Below are 22,552 nucleotides of genomic sequence, written 5' to 3'. Positions count from 1 at the left end.
TATGGCCACGCTGCAAACCCAGATCTCCCCCTCCTCCGAAACCTTCCGTGCCAATGCCGAACGCATGCGGGCGCTGGTCGCCGACATTGCGGAGAAGGCTGCCACCGTCGAGCTCGGCGGTTCGGAGGAAGCGCGTGAGCGCCATGTCTCGCGCGGCAAGCTTCTGCCGCGCGAGCGCCTTGCGCAATTGCTGGATGTCGGCTCACCCTTCCTCGAGATCGGCCAGTTCGCGGCATGGTCGATGTATGGCGAGGAGATCTCTTCGGCCGGCATGATCGCCGGCATCGGCCGCGTCGAAGGCACCGAGGTGATGGTCGTCGTCAACGACGCCACCGTGAAGGGCGGCACCTATTATCCGCTGACCGTGAAGAAGCATTTGCGGGCGCAGGAGATCGCGCTGCAGAACAATCTTCCCTGCATCTACCTCGTCGACAGCGGCGGCGCCAATCTGCCCAACCAGGACGAGGTGTTTCCCGACCGCGAGCATTTCGGCCGCATCTTCTACAACCAGGCCAACATGTCGGCATCAGGCATTCCGCAGATCGCCTGCGTCATGGGTTCGTGCACGGCGGGCGGCGCCTATGTGCCGGCGATGTCCGACGAGACGATCATGGTGCGCAATCAGGCAACCATCTTCCTCGGCGGCCCGCCGCTGGTGAAGGCGGCGACGGGCGAGGATGTCAGTGCCGAGGATCTCGGCGGTGCGGATGTGCACACCAGGCTTTCCGGTGTTGCCGACCACTATGCGCTGGACGACGACCATGCCCTCGCCATCTGCCGGCGCATCGTCAAGAACCTGAATCGGAACAAGACTGTAAGCCTGAACTCTAGGAGAGCGATTCCGCCGCTTCATCCGGCGGATGAACTTTATGGCATCGTGCCGACCGACCTGCGCCAGCCCTATGACGCGCGCGAGGTCATCGCGCGCGTCGTCGACGGTTCCGAATTCGACGAGTTCAAGCAGAATTACGGCACCACGCTGATCACCGGCTTTGCCCATCTCCATGGCATGCCGGTCGGCATCATCGCCAACAACGGCGTGCTGTTTTCCGAAAGCGCGCTGAAGGGCGCGCACTTCATCGAACTGTGCTGCCAGCGCAAAATTCCATTGGTCTTCCTGCAGAACATCACCGGCTTCATGGTCGGTCGAAAATATGAAGCAGGCGGCATCGCCAAGGATGGCGCCAAGCTGGTGATGGCGGTTGCCACCGCCAGGGTGCCGAAGGTGACTGTCATCATCGGCGGTTCGTTCGGCGCCGGCAATTACGGCATGTGCGGCCGCGCCTATTCACCGCGCTTCCTGTGGATGTGGCCGAACGCCCGCATCTCGGTGATGGGCGGCGAACAGGCGGCAACGGTGCTTGCCATGGTCAAACGCGAAGGCATCGAGCGCAAGGGCGGAGAATGGAGCGCCGAGGAAGAGGCGAAATTCAAGAAGCCTATCCTGATGAAATACGAGCATGAGGGCCATCCGCTCTATTCGTCCGCACGCCTCTGGGATGACGGTATCATCGATCCTGCAAAGACGCGCGACGTGCTGGCGCTCAGCCTGTCGGCCGCGCTCAACGCCGAAATCGAGGACACGCGCTTTGGCGTGTTTCGGATGTGAGAATGGACGGTCAACTTCGACAGCCAAACGGCGGAACTATACCGGCAGGCCGTTGCTGCCGTGTGAAAAGGCTGAACTGTATGGACCAAGCGATTGGTCAGTATAGGCGGCTTCGAATCTCAAACAGTGAACTGGCGGGGGGACAAAATATTCGCTACTGTTTATCCAGCATGGGACAATGGGGACGGGCTGGAAATGAAACTGAAATATTGCCAGGGAACGGCTGCTTCGATACTTTCCGCATTTCTAATATTAACGGCGACCGGCATCAGCTCGGCGGAATCGCTCGCAGGACGCAAGGGAGACGTGCGTTTTCCGCCGACCTTGGGTTCGGGCGAATGCAACGTTGCCTACAAGGGTTACGTCGCGGCGAGCGGCCATTCGGCCTACGCCACAACCTTTTATTCGCGCGTTGTCGACCTCTACATCATCTGCGGGACGAAGCTCAACGCGCCGTCCCAGAAGGCGGCGGAAGAGACGGCGCTGCGCAATTGCCAGGCCGGGTTGACACGGTGGAAGCTCAAGACCGCGAGTGGCGGCTGCGCAATCTCGTCATCGAAATAAGCAACCGGCCGAGACTTTTTTGCGAATGGGGGAAGCAGAATGAAATCCGGGACCTGCAAACGAGCAGCCACCCCCATAGTGGCAGGCTTGCTGATGGTGGCGGCCTCCACCGCTGCCATGGCCGGATCGCTGGCAGGCAGCAAGGGCGACGTGCGCTACCCGGTGACCATTCCTATAGGAACCACCGGGGGCTGCGGGAAGGCCTATGCAGCGTATCTCGCAGCCGCAGACCATTCGGCTTTCGCGGCGACGCCAATCGTTCCGGCGACCGAGTACTTCGTTTGCGGCGTGAAGCTGAATGCATCGTCACAAAAGGCGGCGGCGGAACTGGCACTGAAATCCTGTCAGGCCAGCAAAAGCAAATACAAGGTTACCGTCGCCGGCGCCTGCAGCATCGCCGCGTCCAAATAGACCGGAAAGCGCCCGGTTTTTCTCCTTGGGGAAGACAAAATGAAATCCACGAATTCCAAGCGAACAGCCATGGCGATATTGGCTGTATTGCTGGTGTTCGCAGCATCCGGAGCGGGCATGGCCGGCTCACTGGCGGGAAGCGAGGGAGACAAGCGTTTCCCGCCGTACCTGCCGCGAAATCCCAAGGATCCCTGCACCAAGGCCTACAAGGCCTATGTCGCGGCCGGTGGCCATTCAGCGTACGCAACCACTCCCTACGCACGGATAATGTCGTCGTACATAGTTTGCGGCGGCCACCTCAACGCACTATCTCAAAAGACGGCCGAAGAGTTGGCGATGAAATCCTGTCAGTCCACCCGCGGCCACTACAAAGTCACGACCGGCGGCAGTTGCGAGATCGCGGCCTCGAAGTAGGTACAGCCGACCGCAAGGTAGAGCACTTCCCTGGTAAGGGAGAGGTTTACTCCGAGGGCTTAAAAGGCTCGCGGGACAGCACCCCCCTCTGTCCTGCCGGTCAGAGGGGGGTGTTCAAGCGCCATGCTTCCCATGGACTTCGAACCTTACATGCGGAGGCTCCATGTTCGCCAAGATCCTGATCGCCAACCGCGGCGAGATCGCTTGCCGTGTCATCCGTACGGCTCGGAAGCTGGGCGTGCGTACCGTCGCCATCTATTCGGATGCCGACGCAAAATCCCTGCATGTCGAGATGGCCGACGAGGCGGTGCATATCGGCGCCTCGCCCGTCGGCGAAAGCTATCTGCGCGGCGACAAGATCATCGCGGCGGCCCTGGCAACGGGTGCGCAAGCCATTCATCCCGGCTACGGCTTCCTGTCGGAAAATCCCGATTTCGTCGACCAGGTGACAGCGGCGGGGCTTATTTTCGTCGGCCCATCCGCGGCCTCTATCCGTGCCATGGGGCTGAAGGACGCCGCCAAGCGGCTGATGGAAAAGGCCGGCGTGCCGGTCGTGCCGGGCTATCATGGCGAGGCGCAGGAGATCGTGCTGCTTGCCTCCAAGGCGCGCGAGATCGGCTATCCAGTGCTGATCAAGGCGCGCGCCGGCGGCGGCGGCAAGGGCATGCGCCGGGTCGAGCATCCCGATGAGTTTTCCGAGGCGCTGTCCAGCGCACGGCGCGAGGCGAAAGCCGCGTTCGGCGACGACCGTGTGCTGGTCGAAAAATATGTCGACAAGCCGCGCCATATCGAAGTGCAGGTCTTCGGCGACAATTTGGGCAATGTCGTGCATCTCTACGAGCGCGACTGCTCGGCGCAGCGCCGCCACCAGAAGGTGATCGAGGAATCGCCGGCGCCCGGCATGACGCCCGCTTTGCGCAAGGCGATGACGGAGGCGGCGGTGAAGGCCGCCAAAGCGATCAATTATTCAGGCGCCGGCACCATCGAGTTCATCGTCGATGCCTCGCAGGGTCTGAAGGCCGACCGCTTCTGGTTCATGGAGATGAACACCCGTCTGCAGGTCGAGCACCCGGTCACCGAAATGGTCACCGGCACCGACCTGGTCGAGTGGCAGTTGCGGGTCGCGTCAGGCGAAAAGCTGCCCAAGACGCAAAGCGAGATCGCGCTCGTCGGCCATGCCTTCGAGGCGCGCATCTATGCCGAGGACGCGGCAAAAGGGTTCCTGCCGGCGACCGGTACGCTGCATCATCTGAAATTTCCGGATGCGGCCCCGCAAGGCGCCACGATGCGCATCGAGACTGGCGTGCGAGCGGGTGACGCCATCTCGCCCTATTACGACCCGATGATTGCCAAGCTGGTCGTCCACGCAACGGACAGGCAGGCGGCTCTGGAGGCGCTTGGCGCGGCGCTATCCCGGACCGAGATCGCCGGCTCGACCGTCAACACCGCCTTTCTTGCCGCTCTCGCCGCCGATCCGGATTTCGCCGCAGGCGATGTCGACACCAGCCTGATCGCCAGGCACCAGACGGCGCTGACCGAGGTCGCGCCGCCGACCGGCGAAACCATCGCTGCCGCGGCCGTTGCGGCCTCCGGCGCCGGAGCATCGCCGTCACCCAACGATCCGTGGTCGTCGCTTGCCGGTTATGCGCATTTCCACAGCGTGGCGCGACGCACACGTTTGAAGTTTGGCGAAGACGAAATCGTGGCGAAAGTTTCGGTGCGGTATGACGGGCGGTTCCAGGTGACGCTGGACAAGCCCTATGACGACACCAATTCGCATGATTTTCGCTCAACACCACGCCTCGCCCGCTGGCCAGGCCACATCACCGTGTTCGAAGGCGCCGTCGGCTACACCTTTACGGTGCCGGACCCGCTGGCACGGGCCGACGAGGCAGCGGCGGGTTCAGGCAGCCTGCGCGCGCCGATGCCGGGACTGGTCAAGCTGGTGCGCGTGGGAAAGGGCGATGCCGTGATCAAGGGCCAACCGCTGCTGATCCTGGAGGCGATGAAGATGGAACATACCATCGCCGCGCCGCATGACGGCGTGATCGCCGAGATTGCCACCGAGGGCGCGCAGGTGACCGACGGGACAGTGCTGGTGCGATTCTTCGAGGAACAAGCTATCCCGACCGCTGTAGCCAGCTGACGGTTTGAAGGTAAACAACAAAATGGCCGGGACGAACCCGGCCATTTCTCTATGCTATTCAGTCGCCGGGCCGGCGATTACTGCGCGATCGGCGCATATTTTCCGTCATGCCACTGGTTGATGTCGTAGCTGGCATTCTTGAGATCGCCCTTCTCGTCGAAGGTGACATTACCGACAACGGTGCTGATCGGCGTGCCGTTCTTCAGCGCCTCGGCAACCTTGGCCGGATCGTCGCTGCCGGCACGCTTGATGCCTTCGGCGAATGCCTGGATGGTGGCGTATGAGAACAGCGTGAAGCCCTCCGGCACGAAACCGCCGGCCTTGATTTTCTCGACGGCTGCCTTGGCTTCCGGCTTTGCCTGCGGATCCGACGGGAAGACGAACATGGTGCCCTCGCCGGCCGGGCCAGCGACCTGCCAGAATTCCGGCGAGGCGATGGAGTCCGGCATGATCAGCTGGAACTTCAGGTTCTGTTCCGCCGACTGACGCAGGATCAGGCCAGCTTCAGGATGGTAGCCGCCGAAATAGACGACGTCGGCTTTCAAGTCCTTGAGCTTGGTGACGAGAGCCGAATAGTCCTTCTCGCCAGCGTTGATGCCGTCATAATAGACCTCCTTGAGGCCGCCGGCATTCATCGTTGCCCTGACGGCGTCAGCCACGCCCTGTCCGTAGGCGCTCTTGTCGTGCAGGACGACGACATTCTTGCCGGCGAACTTCTTGGCGATCCATGGGCCGATGAAGGCGCCCTGCGCATCGTCACGCGTATAAAGGCGCATGATCGTCGGCCAGCCGGCCTTGGCGGCCGCGTCGGTCAGCACCGGGTTGGAAGAAGCCGGGCTCATCATCAGCGCGCCGGCTTCGGCATAGACGGCCGAGGCCGGAATGCTCGAACCCGAGCAGGCATGGCCGTCGATGAACTTGACGCCATCGGCGACGACGCGGTTGGCAACCGACACCGCCTGCTTGGGATCGCACTGGTCGTCTTCGATATCAAGCTTGATCATCGAGCCGTTGACGCCGCCAGCGGCGTTGATCGCATCGGCAGCGGCCTGTGCGCCCTGCTTGAACTGATCGCCGATGGTGGCGAGCTGTCCGGTCATCGGGCCAATCACCGCAAAGGTGATATCGTCGGCGAATGCGACCGGCGTGCTCATCATCAGGCCGAATATGGCCGCGTTCAAAATACTCAATTTTTTCATGATGGTAGAACTCCTCCACTCACGCGCGGCCGCCCCGGCCACGCTTCTTCCAGAGAGGCGGGACAATTTCATCCTTCATTCGGCCTGTCTAGGCGCATTGGCGCCGCTCGATTGGGCCTGCAAGACGTGATCCACGCAAAAAGCCACGCCAGCCTTGTTCCGGCTGGTCGTGGCTTTTTTGCCCGTCGAGCAATCTCCAGGCGCCCCCGCCCCTAAAAATCCCGCTCAGCTTCCCTGTGTCGCGCACGACTGGGCCTTGCGGCCTGCCGCGTTCTTTCGCTTGCCCTCGTGACCGTCTTGCGCGGCCTTCAATTTCGCCGGGTCCGGCCGTCTGTGCGGCCTTGATCCCGGAGCTTCCCTGTCTTCGATAGGCCTGTCTGCGATTGGCAGATTTCAGTGCATGGTCATCCATTCGCGGGCTTCGCGAAGCGCCGTGGCGATCTCGACCTTCGACATGGCCGCCGACAGTTCCGAGCGCAGTTCCGCGGCGCGGGCCGAGCCCTTGATGGCGGCGATGTTGAACCATTTGTGGGCGGCAACGACATCGGTCTCGCAATCGCGGCCGGTCGCATACATCATGCCCAGTTCGAAAAGGATGTCGGCCTGGGCAGTTGCCCCCATGGCGCCGAAACCTGCTTCAAGCATTTCAAAACGTGCCATTTCAATCCCCTGTTTCCGGCCCCTGTCAGGCTCCCGAGAGCTGCCTTCTTTCGTCCTTGGCGGCTGCTCTTCCGATGCTTTCGAGAATGCCGTGCAGGCTTGAATCCGTCGTTAAATGGCGTGCTTAATTTGAGGAAAACAAAGCTAAAACAAGAGGTAAACGCGGAAATTCGTTAAGGATACAAAGCCAGCAATTCAGCCTGCTTGCGTCAAATTTGACGAAAATTTCCCGATGCCAATTCAAGACTTCGCTAACCACAGGAGACAAAGGCGATGCGCCGATCGTTTCATTTCCTTGGCCAGGAGGCGCATTCGGGGCCCTTCAAAATCCGAAAGTCTTCCGTTGCGGCACCGCTTTTGTTTTGCCGGGAGCTGGATTAGCTTACGTTTGCGTAAGCGGCAGACCGGCGAGGCGGAGCATCCGGCCGGACATCTAAAGGGAGGAAGACATGTTTCGAAGAGTGAGCCTGGCCCTTGCGGCCACGTTGATCATGGCCGGTGCGGCCTGGGCCGATCCGATCGAGGGCAATTGGAAGACGCAGGCCGGCGACACCGCAGCCATCGCTGGCGGCGGCTCGTTTTCCATCACGCTCAAGTCCGGCAAATATGCCGGCAAGACCATCGGCTCGCTCAAGGCGACGGGCGACAACAAATATGCCGGCAACATCACCGATCCGGCAAACGACAAGACCTATTCGGGCAAGGCGACATTGTCGGGCACCTCTCTCAAGATGAGCGGCTGCGTGCTCGGCGGGCTGATCTGCAAGAGCCAGACCTGGCACAAGCTCTGATCGAGCGCATCTTTCCGACCTGATGACGGGGCCCCGACGGGCCCCGTTTTCGTTTTGTCGATACATCCTGCGCCGGTGATGCTCGATGGAGGCCGGCGGCTATCCAACCGACGCCGGCGCCGTCGAAACCCCGTCAATCATCTTGAACCGCAGATGAACGCCGCCATCAGAGCCGGTTCAGTTGCATCAGGGCATTCTCCGGCGTGTTGAAGGAGACCGACCCAATGCTTGCTCGCCGCTTCACCATCGTCTGCCTGCTGGTGAGCCTGTTTGGAATGTTCTTCGCCATCCTCGTCGCTGAAGTGGGCCGTCCGGCCCGCGCCTGGGACGAAGCCAGTTCCAGAACCTGCCGCCTCGCCTGCCCCACCCATCTTCGCAACTGAACAAAGAAACCAAGACCTCGAAAAGAAAAGCTGAACGCCATGAACCGCATCGCCGCCAACGCTCTCAAGACCCTTCGGCTTCTGCCGCGGGCGGCGCTTATCCTGACGGTTCTGGCCGCTCCGGTCCTGGCCGTACCGATGATGCGCGCCGACACCGGCTCGACGATCGACGCACCGGCCCTGAAGAAGTCCGGCGTCGGCTTTGTGCTTCTGGTCAGCCTGCAGCGCGGTTGAAGAAAAACGGCGCTTTGACCGCCTTCGGTCGCGACACCCCTCCCAAGTGCCGATCCAAGTCTCTATATTGAGCCATGGAAAAGCGAATCTACCCACAAGCCATCGAATCTGTCGTCATGCCGGAGCCTTTTGGCCGGCAAAGCTTTGATAGCGCCGAAAAGGCCGTCAAGGCACTGCAGGCGCTTTACGATCGCAACACCAGGTTCCTGCGCGACTCCTTCGCAGAATTGGCGGCAGCAGGCGGTGATAATGGCAAGCGCTACCGGGCCTTCTATCCGGAGATCGGCGTCACCACCAACTCATTCACCCAGATCGACTCGCGCCAGGCCTATGGGCATATGCCGACGCCTGGGCATTTTTCCACCACCATCACCCAGCCGGGCCTGTTCGAAAGCTACCTCGTCGAGCAGTTGCGCCTGATCATGCGCAATCATGGGGTTGCGGTCACGGTGTCGGAATCGACCACACCCATCCCGCTGCATTTCGCCTTCCTTGAAGGCACCCATGTCGACGGCGCGGCGGCAGAGCGTATCAAGCGGCCGATCCGCGACCTGTTCGACGTGCCCGATCTCGACGGCACCGACGACCAGATCGCCAACGGCACCTTCGAAGTCGCCTTCGGCGAGCCGAGGCCTCTGGCGCCCTTCACGGCGCAGCGCATCGACTATTCGCTGCACCGGCTGTCGCACTATACGGCAACCACGCCGCAGCATTTCCAGAACTTCGTGCTGTTCACCAACTATCAGTTCTACATCGACGAATTCGTCGCCCGCGCCCGCGACCTGATGGCCAATGGCGGCGGCGGATACACGGAGTTCGTCGAGCCGGGCAATGTCATCACCAAGGGCGGGCAGAGCGCGCCCAGCGAAGGCGTTGCACCGCCGCGCCTGCCGCAGATGCCGGCCTATCACCTGAAGAAGTCGGGACATGGCGGCATCACCATGGTCAATATCGGCGTCGGGCCTTCCAACGCCAAGACCATCACCGACCATATTGCGGTGCTGAGGCCGCATGCCTGGGTGATGCTCGGTCACTGCGCCGGCCTGCGCAACACGCAGGCGCTTGGCGACTATGTGCTGGCGCATGCCTATGTGCGCGAGGACCACGTGCTGGACGACGATCTTCCGGTCTGGGTGCCAATCCCGCCGCTGGCCGAGATCCAGGTGGCGTTGCAGGAAGCCGTCGCCGAAGTCACCGGCCTTTCGGGCTACGACCTGAAGCGCATCATGCGCACCGGCACCGTCGCCACCATCGACAATCGCAACTGGGAACTGCGCGACCAGCGTGGGCCGGTACAGCGTCTGTCGCAATCTCGCGCCATCGCACTCGACATGGAATCGGCGACCATCGCCGCCAATGGCTTCCGCTTCCGTGTTCCCTACGGCACGCTGCTGTGCGTTTCGGACAAACCGCTGCATGGCGAGTTGAAGCTGCCCGGCATGGCGACCGAATTCTACAAGCGCCAGGTGGCGCAGCACCTGACCATCGGCATCAGGGCTATGGAGAAGCTCGCGGAAATGCCGATGGAGCGGCTGCATTCGCGCAAGCTCAGAAGTTTTTCGGAAACGGCGTTCCAGTAGGCCGGTTCCACGCATCGCATGGGCGTTTCGCCATCTTGATTGAGCCGCATTTCTGCCGATAAGCAGGCGGCATGGAGAAAGCGGGCTTCGGGACATTGCTGATTTCGGTTGCATTCCTGGCAATGCTGGCCTGTTCGATCGCGCTGGTGGCCGGGTTTTTCGGAACGCTGCATCCCGCCTTCGATTCCTTCTCGCATTTCCGCGTCCACCTTGCCGTGCTGATGGCGCTTTGCGCACTGCCGCTGCTGGCCACGACATTTCGACTGCAAGCGGCCGTGGCACTGCTTTTTGCCGTGGCGGCCTTCGCCACCACTTCCGGCTCGGTGTCCTTCTCCCGCCTGTGGCCGGTTCAGGCGGCCTATGAAGCCAAGAACGAAGACCGCGCGATCTACAAGCTGCTGCAGATGAACCTGCGCTACGACAATCCAACGCCGAAGAAGGTGCTGTCGCTGATCGGCCGGACCAATCCCGACGTGATCACCCTCGACGAGGTGTCGGCGATGTGGGCGACCGAGCTTGGCTATATCAGCAGCGCATATCCATACCGTATCCTCTGTCCTTACCCTAACAAGATATTCGGCGTCGCGCTGCTCTCGCGGCGGCCCTTTGCCGCCGGCACCGAGGCGCGTTGCGAAAGGCGTGGTGCCATGGCGACAGCGACCGTCGACTTCGGCGGCATCGACGTCGATGTCGCCGCGATCCATCTCAGCTGGCCCTGGCCACGCGAGCAGTACTGGCAGATCGGCGAGTTGACGGAGCCGCTTTCCGCGCTCGGCGAGACGGCCATCATGGCGGGCGACTGCAATGCCGCCCCATGGAGTGCCGCAGTGCGGCGAGTCGCGGCGCTTGGCGGGCTGACCGTCATGCCTTCCGCCGGCCCGACCTGGATCCACATCAGGCTGCCGGATTTCCTGCGGCGCTTCGCCGGCCTGCCGATCGACCAGGTTTTCAGCAAGGGCGGCGTGACGATCCATTCGGCGATACGGCTGGAAGACACCGGCTCGGATCACCTTCCGGTCATGGTGGAGTTCTCGCTCAGGCTGAACCAGCAAAAGCCGCTCGATGAACATGAAACCGCGACCGCGGCCATTGTCCAGACCGGCAAGACGCCAGGCTGAAGGATCAGGGCCTGACCAAAGCGATGACGAGATGCTGGACATGGCCGCCGTCGCGATGCTCGCGCGCATCGAAAGCGAGCTGCTTGGCCTCATATGCGGCATTGGTGGCCTTGATGCGTCGCTGTGCCTCGCGACGTGTCTTGTAGCAGGACCGGTCGTCGGCAACCCTGAGGCCGGAGATGGATCTTTCCGTGGCCCGCATCATCTCCCTGGCGATGCGGCCATGGGTTTCCTCATGGGCGCGGACGCCGGCGAAGAACCGCGTCCAGCGCTTCCGGAGCGTCGGGGTGGTGGCCGAGGCGACACGCGGAAACGTGTAGAAGAGATTGAGCGTGCCGTTGGCACGCCGCAAGCGGCAGACGCCATTGTCCTGGCTGGTGTCGAGGTCCCAATCCACAGCGTAGCCGGTCAGCGCGATGGCATGCGTCATGAAGCCGTGCTTCGGCCCCTTGCGGTCCATAGCCTGGACTAGTGCCAGCCCCGTGTTCCCGGTGATGTCGTAGGTCCGCGTCTTGACCACCACCCTGGTGCCGGCCGGGGCCGCCGAAGCCAAACCGAACAGCGCACCGATCGCCACAAGGCATGCCAGAACCGCCAGGCGCATTGGCCATCTCCTTATCGTCAAGGAATGGAACCATAAGCGCGCGGCAGTTTCAACAGTTCTAATGTTCCACATGCCACGGGAGACCCCGAGCCATCGTCGGGACCTTTGCGCGCTGCGGCCGGCGCGGGCCTACATGCCCTGATAGACCGGGCCTTCTCCGCCTTGCGGCGGCACCCAGTTGATGTTCTGGTTCGGGTCCTTGATGTCGCATGTCTTGCAGTGGACGCAGTTCTGCGCGTTGATGACGAAGCGCACATCCTTGGCCGTGGGATCGGCGGCGGCGTTGCCGTCCTTGTCGACCCACTCGTAAACCCCGGCCGGACAATAGCGCGTCGAGGGGCCCGCAAAGACATCGTGCTCGGAACGCTTCTGCAGCTCCATGTCGCCGACAAGCAGGTGGACCGGCTCGTTTTCCTCGTGATTGGTGTTGGACAGGAACACCGAGGACAGCCTGTCGAAGGTCAGCACGCCATCGGGCTTCGGATAGGCGATCTTCTTGTGCCGGGCGGCAGGCTCGAGCGTTGCGTAGTCGGCCTTGCCATGCTTCAGCGTGCCGAAGGGCGAGACACCGAACAGCGTGTTCAGCCACATGTCGAGGCCGCCAAGGCCGACACCGACGATGGTGCCGAAGCGCGACCACAGCGGCTTGACGTTGCGCACCTTCTTCAGATCCTTGCCGATGTCGGTCGCGCGCCAGGCTTCCTCGTAGGACGCGAGTTCGTCGTTGGCGCGCCCGGCGCCGATCGCCTCGGCGACATGCTCGGCCGCCAGCATGCCGGACAGCACGGCATTGTGCGAACCCTTGATGCGCGGCACGTTGACGAAGCCCGCGGCACAGCCCATCAGCGCACCGCCGGGGAAGGACAATTTCGGCACCGACTGCCAGCCGCCCTCGGTGATGGCGCGCGCGCCATAGCCCAGCCGCTTGCCGCCTTCGAACGTAGCCGCGATCGCCGGATGGGTCTTGAAGCGCTGGAATTCCTCGAACGGCGACAGCCAGGGATTCTTGTAATTGAGGTGGAGGACGAAGCCGACCGCCACCTGGTTGTCCTCGAGATGGTAGAGGAACGAGCCGCCGCCGGTCTTCAAGTCAAGCGGCCAGCCGAAGGAATGCTGGACCAGCCCCGGCCGGTGGTTCTCCGGCTTGACCTGCCAGAGTTCCTTCAGGCCGATGCCGTATTTGCCCGGTTCGCGGCCATCGGAAAGCTTGTATCTGGCGATCAGTTGCTTGGCGAGCGAGCCGCGAGCGCCCTCCCCGATCAGCACATATTTGCCCATCAGCGCCATGCCGGGTGCGAAACCCGGGCCGTGCGTTCCGTCCTTCTCGACGCCCATGTCGCCGGTAACGACACCGGTGACGGCGCCTTGCTCATTGTAGAGCAGGCCGGCAGCGGCAAAGCCCGGATAGATCTCGACGCCGAGCGCTTCGGCCTTGGTCGCCAGCCAGCGGCAGACATTGCCCAGCGAAACGATGTAGTTGCCGTGATTGTTCATCAGCGGCGGCATGAAAATGTTGGGCAGACGGAACGAGCCGGCAGGACCAAGGACCAGGAAATGATCCGCGGTGACCGGCGTCTTGAAGGGATGGCCGTCCTCGTCGCGCCAGCCCGGCAAGAGCCGGTCGATGCCGATCGGATCGACGACGGCGCCGGAGAGAATATGGGCGCCGACCTCACCGCCCTTCTCCAGGACGACGACCGAAAGCTCGGGATTGACCTGCTTGAGGCGGACGGCGGCGGCGAGGCCCGCCGGACCGGCACCGACGATAACCACGTCGAATTCCATGCTTTCGCGTTCGATGTCGCTCATCAACCCCTCCGCACTGGCTTATCCCATTCGGGTATCTTGCTGGCTCCCGCGCTGCATAGCGCATCAATTGACGACAGGAAACCGGCGCATACGTGACAATGCCGTTTTGGCCAAAAAGTCGCGCATTGCGAGGCTGGAAGACTGCTTTTCGCCTGGCATTGCCTGCGGGGCGCGCGTTTTTAATTGTTCGACGGCTTGCTTATCGGCCATACTTCACGCCATGCGCTTTCCTGGGCCAGCCGGCTTTTCATCGACGCGCTTTCTTTTCCCGCCCGGCCGGATCCGCCGGGCGCTCCTTTTGGCCCTTCTGATGCTGGCGCCGCATCACGCTGCCGCCGACGAAGTGAAGGTCTGGGCGGCGGGCGCCTACTCCTTCTCCGACGAGCTTGGCGGCTTCCACATCACCGGCGCCTCGGGCATCGGCACAAAGGACGATCCGTTCGTCATCACCGAAGAGCTGACTTCGTCAACGCCGGTGACGCTGACGATCCGCACGACAAAGCCGATCCAGGCCTTCGGCAAGGCCGGCGAATTCGCCAACGGCATGATGTATATGCGCATCGAGGTGCTCAACAACAGCGGCCAGGCCTGGGTCGAATTCCAGTTCGAATTGCAGGAGATCCTGAACCAGCCGAGCGTGTTCGGCGACGGGCTTTCCTTCGACCAGCGCAACAAGACGCCGGACAATATCCGGTCGAGCAATTTCGCCGATTTCGATCGCGATTTCGAACCCTATGACCGGCTGCTGTTCAGGAATGGCAAGGTCGACCCGCTGAAAACCGCCAGCTTCGAATTCCTGATGACCGACTACACGCCCAGATGGACCTTCTACCTGGTGCAGGATCCGCGCATACCAACGGGCTGACACGATAGGAATTTTTTCTTGACTCGGTGAGCTCAGCTATGGTACATTTTTGCCTATGGTGCTGAGTTGCGCCAGTGACCCGCCGCACAGGCGGGTTTTTCGTTTGATGCTCCGTCAGCCAACGCGCCGGCGAGAGGCTCCGAAGGAACCCAAGCTGCCAGTCTTGCAAATTGCCGCCACGCGGACGAATGTGAATCGATGACTGCCGCTTCCCCAACCAACAGACCTGATATCGCCGACCTGCTGGCGTTTTACGCCAGCGTGGGCGTCGACGAGGCGCTCGAAGAGCAGCCGGTGAACCGGTTCGCCGAGGTTGCGCCAAAGCCGATGGAGCGCGCGCCGATCGCAGCGCCTTCGGGTGGCACCGCCGCACCGCTGCGCTCGACGACCGTGTCCCGCGGCGAAGCCGGGGACAGAGCAAATGCACCACCCGTTGCGCGGTCGCCGTCTGCGACGACTGCGGTTCCCGACGAAGCGCAGGCGGCACTTGCCCGCCAATTGGCGACCACAGCAACGACGCTGGACGAGCTTCGCCAGCATATGGCGGCGTTCGAGGGCTGCAATCTCAAGGCCACCGCCAAGAACCTGGTGTTTGCCGACGGCAACCCGGAAGCCGCCGTCATGCTGGTCGGCGAGGCGCCCGGCCGCGACGAGGACATCGAGGGCCTGCCCTTCGTCGGCCGCTCGGGCCGGCTGCTCGACCGCATGCTGGCCGCGATCGGGCTCGACCGCACTTCAGCCTATATCGCCAATGTCATTCCCTGGCGGCCGCCGGGCAATCGCACGCCGACGCCGCACGAAACCGAGATCTGCCGGCCGTTCATCGAACGGCAGATCGAGCTGGTCAATCCCAAGGTGCTGATCAACCTTGGCGGCCCGTCGGCCAAGACCTTGCTCAACACCTCGGAAGGCATATTGCGGCTGCGCGGCAATTGGCGCGTTCACACGACGGCATCCGGCATCGCCATCCCGGCCATGCCGACGCTGCATCCGGCCTATCTCCTGCGAACCCCGTCGCATAAGAAGCTGGCGTGGCGGGATTTCCTCGAAGTGAAGGCAAAGCTGCGAGCGCTCACCTAGCGATAACCTTGCAGGTAATTGAAATGCCGTCCTCACCAGCCTAGCCATCCACTCATGACAACAGCCCAAACCTCCGCCGGCAGCCTCATTCGCGAATGGCGCACGCGCCGGCGCATGTCGCAGCTCGACCTCGCCATGGAGGCCGAAATCTCGCAGCGGCATCTGAGCTTCGTCGAAAGCGGCCGCGCCGCGCCCTCGCGCGACATGGTGCTGCATCTGGCCGAGCAATTGTCGATCCCGCTGAGGCAACGCAACCAGTTGCTGCTCGCCGCCGGCTTTGCTCCCAGTTTCGGCGAACGCTCGCTGACCGACACGACAATGGCACCGGCGATGGCGGCGGTCGAAATCGTGCTCAAAGGCCACGAGCCGTTCCCGGCACTCGCTGTCGACCGCCACTGGAACCTGGTTTCGGCCAACGCCGCCATCGCTCCCTTCCTTGCCGATGTCAGCGAGGCTTCGCTGCTGACGCCGCCGGTCAACGTGCTTCGCCTCAGCCTGCATCCCGGCGGCATCGCGCCACGCATCGTCAATCTTCAGGAATGGCGCACGCATCTGCTCGAGCGCCTGAAACACCAGAATGACGCGAGCGGCGACGCGGTGCTGATCGAACTCGAGCGTGAGCTGAGGACTTATCCGTCAGGCTTGACAGGCAGCCGGCCGTCGCCGGTCGAGCCGAACGCCATCGTGCATCCGCTCAGGCTGGCGCATGGCGATCAGGTGCTGTCGTTCATCAGCACCATCACCGTGTTCGGCACGCCGCTCGACGTGACGCTTTCGGAACTGGCGATCGAATCGTTTTTCCCCGCCGATGAACAGACGAGGACGGTGCTGGTTCGGTTGGCGAAGGAGCGAGCCGAGCTGTCGTAATCACCCTTCAGGCAAAGATGCCTTGCGCGTGCGGGTGCGCTCCAGGCCGAGCTGGCGTTCGCGCCAGATGATGAAGATGCCGGCGGCGACGACGATCAGGCCGCCGACAAGCATATGGAGCGTGGCGACGTCGCCGAAGACGAGATAGCCGACGACGAGGCCTAGGATCATCGAGGTGTATTCGAACGGCGCCACGACCGAGGCTTCGGCATGGCGATAGGCCGCCGTCATCAGGATCTGGCCAAGGCCGCCGCAGAAGCCGGCGGCAACAAGAAGGGCCGCCTGGAGCGGCGTCAGCGCCTGCCAGCCGAATGGCAGCGACAGCAGCGACATGACGCTCGCCGTCACCGAAAACCACAGCACGATGGTCGCCGTGCGCTCGCTTTGCACGAGATTGCGCACCAAGAGCATGGCGACGGCCGAGATCGCTGCCGCGACAAGAGCGGCCATGACGCCAAGCACTTCCTGGTCGTCGAGCGCCTCGTCGGAACTCAGCAGCGTCAGTTCCGGCCAGGAGATGATCAGCACGCCGACCAGGCCGACCGCGACCGCACTCCAGCGATACACGCGGATGGCCTCGCCGAGGAAGATGGAGCTGAACACCACCACCAGCAGCGGCTGCGCGTAGTTCAGCGTGATCGCTTCCGGCAGCGGCAGCCGGGTCAACGCGAAAAAGCCGAGCCCCATGGCGCAGACGCCGACCAGGCCGCGGGCGATGTGGTTGAACGGACGCTTGGTGGTGAAGGCAGTGTCGAGTTCTTTCCTGAAGGCCAGGAAGGCGATGATCGGGAAGATGGCGAAGAAAGAGCGGAAGAAGACAATCTGGCCGGCCGGAACGGTGCCTGCGGCTTTGATGCAGGTCTGCATGCCGACGAAGACCGCCACCGACACGATCTTGAGCATGATGCCGGTAAGCGTGTCGTGCCCGCCGGCATCATCGCTGGCTGTGGCCGAGGAGCTGCCGGGGCCTGCTGTCACGCTCCCGACGCTTCTCGGATCGTCGCCCAGATACGCGCCGGCGTTGCCGGCATGTCGATGTGCTTGACGCCATAAGCGCGCCAGAGCGCGTCGGTCACCGCATTGAGTGCCGCCGGGGTCGAGCCGATGGTGCCGGCCTCGCCCGCGCCCTTGATGCCGAGTGCATTGGTCGTCGACGGCACGTTGCGGGTCTCGAAATGGAAGAACGGGAAATTGTCGGCGCGCGGCATGGCGTAATCCATGAAGCTCGCCGTCAAAAGCTGTCCGTCCTCGCCATAGATAGTGTCCTCGGTCAGTGCCTGGCCGATGCCTTGCACGACGCCGCCATGCACCTGGCCGGCGAGCAGGATCGGGTTCACGGTAACGCCGAAATCGTCGACGATGGTGTAGCGGACAATCTCGGTCGCGCCGGTGTCGGGATCGATCTCGACCTCGCAGATATGAGTGCCGTTGGGATAGGTGCATTCGTCCTGCACGAACTCGCCAAAGCCCTTGAGATCGTCAGGCGTCTTGGCGGCCTCGGCGATGCTGGAAAAATCGAGCGAGCGATCGGTGCCGACGATGCGGGCAACACCATCGGACAACTCGATGTCGCCGGCAGAAGCCTCCAGCTCGTCGGCGGCGATGCGCTTGATCTTGTTGGCCAGATCCTCGCCCGCGCGGGAAGCCGACACACCCCCCAGCGGAATGGAGCGCGAGCCACCGGTGCCGCCGCCGGCCTTCAATTCATCGGTATCGCCCTGGCGGACATGGATCTTGTCGATGTCGAGATTGAGCTTTTCCGACAGGAACTGCGCATAGGCGGTGGCATGCCCCTGCCCGTTGGTCTGGGTGCCGATCTTCAGCGTCACCGTGCCGTCGCCATTGAGTTCGACGAAGGCCGGCTCCGAGCCCGGAAAGGCACAGGCCTCGATATAGGTCGCCATGCCGAGACCGCGGATTTTTCCGCCGGCCTTCGACTGCGCCAGCCGCTCCGGAAACGCTTTCCATTCGGATTGCTCAATGGCGCGCTCCATATGGCCTTCGAATTCACCGGTGTCGTAGAGCCGGCCGGTTTGCGTCCGGTAGGGAAATTGCTCCGGCCGGATGAAATTGCGGCGGCGGATCTCCTCGACGGGCAGGCCGAGATCGTGGGCGCAGGCATCGACCAGCTTTTCCAGCAGGAAGGCTGCTTCCGGCCGGCCGGCACCGCGATAGGCATCGACCGGGCAGGTGTTGGTGTAGAGGCCGGTCACCGAGACGTCGAGCGCCTGGATATCGTAGACACCGGTCGACATGGTGACGCCGATATAGGGGATGAACGGACCATATTGCGAGATATAGGCGCCGATGTTGGCGAGCAGGTCCACCTTCATGCCGAGAAAGCGGCCGTCCTTGTCCAGTGCCATCTCGGCCGTGACGAAATTGTCGCGGCCTTGCGCGTCGGTCAGAAAGTGTTCCGTGCGGTCGCCGGCCCACTTCACCGGGCGGCCAAGCCGCTTCGCCGCTTCCAGCACCAGCGGATATTCGCGGTAGACGAAGCTCTTCGGCCCGAAACCACCGCCGACATCAGGCGTGATGACGCGCAACTGGCCCTTCTTGACCTTGAACACGCTGGCCAGGATGTACTGCATGGAGTGCACGCCTTGCGACCCGGTGGTCAGCACGAAGCGCTTCTCCTCGGCGTTCCATTCGCCGATCGCGGAGCGCGGCTCCATGTAGTTGCAGACCAGCCGGTTGTTGACGAACTCGATGCGGGTGACGTGTGCGGCCTTGGCGAAAGCCGCTTCGGTCTTTTTCCTGTCGCCCATGTGGTAGCTGAAGGCGCGGTTGGAACCGAGCTCCGGCCAGACCAGCGGCGTGCCTTCGGCAAGTGCATTTGCGGTCCCGGAGGCTGCGTCTTCGCCGTCATAGTCGACATCGATCAGTTCAGCGGCATCCTGCGCCAAGGCACGGCTGTCGGCGACGACGAAGGCAACGGCATCGCCGACATAGTTGACGCGGTCGCGGCACAGGATCGGGATGTCGCGCGTCGGCGCCTTGGTGCCGTCCGGCTGTTCCTGCATGACGCCGGATTTCAGATCGCCGAGATGGGCAAGGTCCTTGCCGGTCAGTACCAGATGGACGCCAGGTGCGGCCTTCGCCGCCTCGGTCGAACCGATGGTGAAGCTGGCCTTGGCGACCGGCGAACGCAGGACATAGCCATGCAGGACGCCAGCCGGCTGGATGTCGTCGGTATAACGGCCCTGGCCCTGGATGAAGGCGGCATCCTCGCGCCGCAGCACGGATGCGCCCATGCCGAATTTCGGTGTGACGACGGTCATGGATGCCTCGTGATGATGACAGGAGAACGAACGCCTGAAATAGGCATTGCCTCAGTTTTGTCGAGGGGCCGTTTCGTGTAAAGAGCGCGGACTTCAAATTTCTTGGACCAGCGGACACAATCCGCCGCCAAGGCAATCGACAGGAAAACCCACGGAATGCGCACGGACACCGGCCAGGTCTTCAAGCTCGAAGACTATCGCCCCAACGACTACCTCATTCCGCAAACCGACCTCACCTTCCGCCTTTCGCCAGACGCAACGCGTGTCACCGCCGTGCTCACGATAGAGCGCCGTGACGGCGTCTCCGTGTCGGCACCGTTGGTGCTCGACGGCGACGGGCTTACGCTCAAGCGCATCGAGATCGACGGCAAGAAGGTAAAACCGGCGGATCAGCTGGCGACGCCCGACCAGTTGACCATCCTCGAGCCACCGGTGGCGCGGCGCTTCCAGTTGCTCATCGAGACCGAGGTGGCGCCGGCGGGCAACGAAGCCCTGATGGGCCTCTACCGCTCGAGCCACGTCTACTGCACGCAATGCGAAGCCGAGGGCTTTCGCCGCATCACCTATTTCCTCGACCGTCCCGATATCCTGTCCGTCTACACGGTGCGCATGGAGGCAATGCGCGACGAGGCGCCGCTGCTCCTGTCCAACGGCAACCCGCTCGAAAAGGGCGACCTCGGCGACGGCTGGCATTATGCAGTGTGGCACGACCCTTTCCCCAAGCCGTCCTATCTGTTCGCATTGGTGGCCGGCAATCTCGGCCGGCTCGCGGACAGTTTCGTCACCCTGTCCGGCCGCACGGTCGAGCTCGGCATCTATGTCGAGCCCGGCAAGGAGACGCTGGCCGGCTATGCGATGGACGCCCTGAAGCGGTCGATGAAATGGGACGAGGAGGCGTTCGGCCGCGAATACGATCTCGACGTCTTCAACATCGTCGCCGTGTCGGACTTCAACATGGGCGCGATGGAGAACAAGGGCCTCAACATCTTCAACGACAAATATGTGCTGGCCGACCGGGAGACCGCGACGGACGCCGATTTCGCCAATATCGAGGCGATCATAGCGCATGAGTATTTCCACAATTGGACAGGCAACAGAATCACTTGCCGCGACTGGTTCCAGCTCTGCCTGAAGGAAGGCCTGACCGTTTTCCGCGACCACGAATTCTCTGCCGACCAGCGCTCGCGCGCGGTCAAGCGCATCGCCGAGGTGCGGACCTTGCGCGCCCACCAGTTTCCAGAGGACCAGGGCCCACTGGCGCATCCGGTGCGGCCGCGCCGCTACCGCGAGATCAACAATTTCTACACCGCGACGGTCTACGAGAAGGGCTCCGAAGTGGTGCGCATGATCCGCACAATTCTCGGTGCCGACGTGTTTCGCGCCGGCATGGACCTCTATTTCGAGCGGCACGACGGTGACGCGGCGACGATCGAGGATTTCATCAAGGTGTTCGAGGATGCGTCCGGCCGCGACCTGTCGCAGTTCGCGCTCTGGTATCATCAGGCGGGAACGCCGAACCTGACGATCAGTTCGACGCACAATCCAGCCGCGCAGGAGTTCACGCTCGAAATCGAGCAGTCGGTGCCGCCGACACCCTCCGAAAGCCGCAAGCGGCTGATGCACATCCCGCTCGCTTTCGGGCTGATCGGCGCCGGCGGCAAGCCTGTGCCGTATAGCAGCGTCGAGGGCGCCAGCGTCGAGGACGGCGTCATCCATATCCGCAAGCGCCGCCACATGGTGCGGTTTTCAGGCGTCACCGAGCGCCCGGCCGTGTCGCTCAACCGCGGCTTTTCGGCGCCGGTGACATTGTCCGTCGAGCAGAAAGCCGACGACCAGTTCTTCCTTGCCCGCCATGACGGCGACGCCTTCTCGCGCTGGCAGGCTTTCAACACATTGCTGACCGATGCGCTGATATCAGCGTTCCGCGAGATCCTCGGCGGCAAGCAGCCGGCCTTTGCGCCGCGGCTGACCGAGCTCGCCGGCAGCATTGCCGGCGACGAGACGCTGGAGCCGGCCTATCGGGCATTGGCGCTGGCCCTGCCCGGCGAAGCCGACATTGCCCGCGACATCGGCAGGAACATCGACCCCGATGCCATCTATGCGGCTCGCGAGGCACTGGCGCTGGCGATCGGCACTGCGAACCGGGACGTTTTTTCGGGCCTCTACCTCAGCCTTGCCGACAGAGAAGCGTTCAGCCCCGACGCCGCAAGCGCCGGACGACGCGCCTTGCGCAACACCCTGCTGGATTATCTGTCGCTGCAGCCGGGCGGAGCGGAACTCGCTGCCGGGCATTTCCAGTCCGCGACCAACATGACCGACCGCGCGGCAGCACTTGCCGTGCTCGCGCATCGTCACCACGGTTCGCCCGAGGCGGTCGAGGCGCTGGCGGCTTTCGAGACGACCTACGGGTCCGACCCGCTGATCATGGACAAATGGTTCCAGATCCAGGCCAGCGTACCGGGGCCGCAAACCGTCGACACCGTGAAGGCCTTGACCAACCACCCGGCCTTCTCGATGGGCAATCCGAACCGGGTGCGCTCGCTGATCGGCACCTTCTCCAGCGCCAATCAGACCGGCTTCCACCGGGCCGACGGCGAAGGCTACTGGTTCTTTGCTCAAACCGTCCTCGAGGTTGAAAAGCGCAACCCGCAAGTGGCGGCAAGGCTGGCGACGGCGCTCAGATCCTGGCGTTCGCTCGAACCCTTGCGGCAGGCGAAGGCCAGGGAAGCGCTGCTCTCGATCGCCGGCGCCGAAAACCTGTCGGCGGATCTGCGGGATATTGTCGAGCGCACGCTGGCTTAGCCGCTCTCTTCCTTCTCCCCTTGTGGCAGAAGGGAGATCCGTGCACGCCGCCAAGCTGGTGAATTTCAACCAGGACCTGCCAGCAGCGGCTTCCGTTAGGCGCTGCGCCAGCGAAAGCCCATTATTTTAGTCGAT

The 22,552-nt window shown here is 62.9% G+C and carries 21 protein-coding genes; 14 read left to right on the top strand and 7 right to left on the bottom strand.

The features are described from left to right. The first annotated feature begins 1 nt into the window (after position 1). The 5 genes from LB559_RS12170 (at position 2) to LB559_RS12150 (ending at position 5,144) form a co-directional block, all read left to right on the top strand. A complete protein-coding gene (locus LB559_RS12170) occupies positions 2–1,609 on the top strand; it encodes a carboxyl transferase domain-containing protein (protein ID WP_224674142.1) in 1,608 nt (535 codons plus the stop codon). A 93-nt stretch (positions 1,610–1,702) separates the two neighbouring features. Further along, the gene (locus LB559_RS12165; RefSeq protein ID WP_318014163.1) at positions 1,703–2,173 is read left to right on the top strand and encodes a hypothetical protein; all 471 of its coding nucleotides are present in this window, start codon (positions 1,703–1,705) and stop codon (positions 2,171–2,173) included. 39 nt (positions 2,174–2,212) lie between these two features. After that, positions 2,213–2,584, top strand: a complete 372-nt coding sequence (locus tag LB559_RS12160) for a hypothetical protein (protein ID WP_224674141.1) — start codon at positions 2,213–2,215, stop codon at positions 2,582–2,584. A 39-nt stretch (positions 2,585–2,623) separates the two neighbouring features. Further along, complete coding sequence (locus LB559_RS12155) at positions 2,624–2,998, top strand: hypothetical protein (RefSeq protein WP_224674140.1); 375 nt, start codon at positions 2,624–2,626, stop codon at positions 2,996–2,998. Between the two features lie 163 nt (positions 2,999–3,161). Beyond that, the gene (locus LB559_RS12150) at positions 3,162–5,144 is read left to right on the top strand and encodes an acetyl/propionyl/methylcrotonyl-CoA carboxylase subunit alpha (protein ID WP_224674139.1); all 1,983 of its coding nucleotides are present in this window, start codon (positions 3,162–3,164) and stop codon (positions 5,142–5,144) included. 77 nt (positions 5,145–5,221) lie between these two features. On the opposite strand, the gene LB559_RS12145 is transcribed toward LB559_RS12150, so the two are convergent. Both LB559_RS12145 and LB559_RS12140 read right to left on the bottom strand, forming a co-directional pair. Continuing rightward, positions 5,222–6,343, bottom strand: coding sequence for an ABC transporter substrate-binding protein (locus LB559_RS12145; RefSeq protein ID WP_013532613.1), 1,122 nt, complete (start codon positions 6,341–6,343; stop codon positions 5,222–5,224). A gap of 393 nt (positions 6,344–6,736) precedes the next feature. Further along, the gene (locus LB559_RS12140) at positions 6,737–7,003 is read right to left on the bottom strand and encodes an SEL1-like repeat protein (RefSeq protein ID WP_013532614.1); all 267 of its coding nucleotides are present in this window, start codon (positions 7,001–7,003) and stop codon (positions 6,737–6,739) included. A gap of 449 nt (positions 7,004–7,452) precedes the next feature. Between LB559_RS12140 and LB559_RS12135 the strand changes: the two genes are divergently transcribed. From LB559_RS12135 to LB559_RS12115, 5 genes are all read left to right on the top strand, one after another. Beyond that, positions 7,453–7,794 (top strand): DUF2147 domain-containing protein, encoded by a 342-nt coding sequence (locus LB559_RS12135; protein WP_013532615.1) that lies wholly within the window; start codon positions 7,453–7,455, stop codon positions 7,792–7,794. A 224-nt stretch (positions 7,795–8,018) separates the two neighbouring features. Then, a complete protein-coding gene (locus LB559_RS12130) occupies positions 8,019–8,177 on the top strand; it encodes a hypothetical protein (RefSeq protein WP_224674138.1) in 159 nt (52 codons plus the stop codon). Positions 8,178–8,216: 39 nt separating this feature from the next. After that, positions 8,217–8,411: a hypothetical protein gene (locus LB559_RS12125; protein ID WP_027162961.1), complete on the top strand. Its 195-nt coding sequence runs from the start codon at positions 8,217–8,219 to the stop codon at positions 8,409–8,411. 116 nt (positions 8,412–8,527) lie between these two features. Continuing rightward, positions 8,528–9,991, top strand: coding sequence for an AMP nucleosidase (locus tag LB559_RS12120; protein WP_224674137.1), 1,464 nt, complete (start codon positions 8,528–8,530; stop codon positions 9,989–9,991). A 71-nt stretch (positions 9,992–10,062) separates the two neighbouring features. Beyond that, complete coding sequence (locus LB559_RS12115) at positions 10,063–11,109, top strand: endonuclease/exonuclease/phosphatase family protein (protein WP_224674136.1); 1,047 nt, start codon at positions 10,063–10,065, stop codon at positions 11,107–11,109. A 4-nt stretch (positions 11,110–11,113) separates the two neighbouring features. Here LB559_RS12115 and LB559_RS12110 read toward each other — a convergent pair whose 3' ends face one another. From LB559_RS12110 to LB559_RS12100, 3 genes are all read right to left on the bottom strand, one after another. Continuing rightward, positions 11,114–11,713 carry a DUF922 domain-containing Zn-dependent protease gene (locus LB559_RS12110; protein ID WP_224674135.1) on the bottom strand — a complete coding sequence of 200 codons (600 nt, stop codon included), beginning with the start codon at positions 11,711–11,713 and terminating at the stop codon, positions 11,114–11,116. Positions 11,714–11,842: 129 nt separating this feature from the next. Beyond that, positions 11,843–13,522, bottom strand: a complete 1,680-nt coding sequence (locus tag LB559_RS12105) for an electron transfer flavoprotein-ubiquinone oxidoreductase (protein WP_224674134.1) — start codon at positions 13,520–13,522, stop codon at positions 11,843–11,845. Between the two features lie 63 nt (positions 13,523–13,585). After that, on the bottom strand, positions 13,586–13,732 hold the full coding sequence (locus LB559_RS12100) for a hypothetical protein (protein ID WP_155924989.1): 147 nt from the start codon (positions 13,730–13,732) through the stop codon (positions 13,586–13,588). Positions 13,733–13,742: 10 nt separating this feature from the next. On the opposite strand from LB559_RS12100, the gene LB559_RS12095 reads away from it, so the two are divergent. The 3 genes from LB559_RS12095 to LB559_RS12085 all read left to right on the top strand — a co-directional run bounded on the left by LB559_RS12095 (position 13,743) and on the right by LB559_RS12085 (position 16,334). Further along, positions 13,743–14,387, top strand: a complete 645-nt coding sequence (locus LB559_RS12095; protein ID WP_013532621.1) for a hypothetical protein — start codon at positions 13,743–13,745, stop codon at positions 14,385–14,387. 198 nt (positions 14,388–14,585) lie between these two features. Continuing rightward, positions 14,586–15,467, top strand: a complete 882-nt coding sequence (locus tag LB559_RS12090; protein ID WP_024505277.1) for a uracil-DNA glycosylase family protein — start codon at positions 14,586–14,588, stop codon at positions 15,465–15,467. A gap of 54 nt (positions 15,468–15,521) precedes the next feature. Next, on the top strand, positions 15,522–16,334 hold the full coding sequence (locus LB559_RS12085) for a helix-turn-helix domain-containing protein (protein WP_224674133.1): 813 nt from the start codon (positions 15,522–15,524) through the stop codon (positions 16,332–16,334). Here LB559_RS12085 and LB559_RS12080 read toward each other — a convergent pair whose 3' ends face one another. After that, positions 16,335–17,237, bottom strand: a complete 903-nt coding sequence (locus LB559_RS12080) for a DMT family transporter (protein ID WP_224674175.1) — start codon at positions 17,235–17,237, stop codon at positions 16,335–16,337. A gap of 71 nt (positions 17,238–17,308) precedes the next feature. Continuing rightward, entirely contained in the window at positions 17,309–19,615 is a 2,307-nt protein-coding gene (locus LB559_RS12075) for a xanthine dehydrogenase family protein molybdopterin-binding subunit (RefSeq protein ID WP_224674132.1), read from the bottom strand. Positions 19,616–19,771: 156 nt separating this feature from the next. Between LB559_RS12075 and pepN the strand changes: the two genes are divergently transcribed. After that, on the top strand, positions 19,772–22,417 hold the full coding sequence (gene pepN / locus LB559_RS12070) for an aminopeptidase N (RefSeq protein WP_224674131.1): 2,646 nt from the start codon (positions 19,772–19,774) through the stop codon (positions 22,415–22,417). Positions 22,418–22,552: the final 135 nt, after the last annotated feature.

It is taken from the genome of Mesorhizobium sp. BR1-1-3, assembly GCF_020165455.1.
GTDB lineage: Bacteria > Pseudomonadota > Alphaproteobacteria > Rhizobiales > Rhizobiaceae > Mesorhizobium > Mesorhizobium ciceri.
Note: the sequence above shows the minus strand (reverse complement) of the source record. Positions and strands in the feature narration are given on the sequence as shown.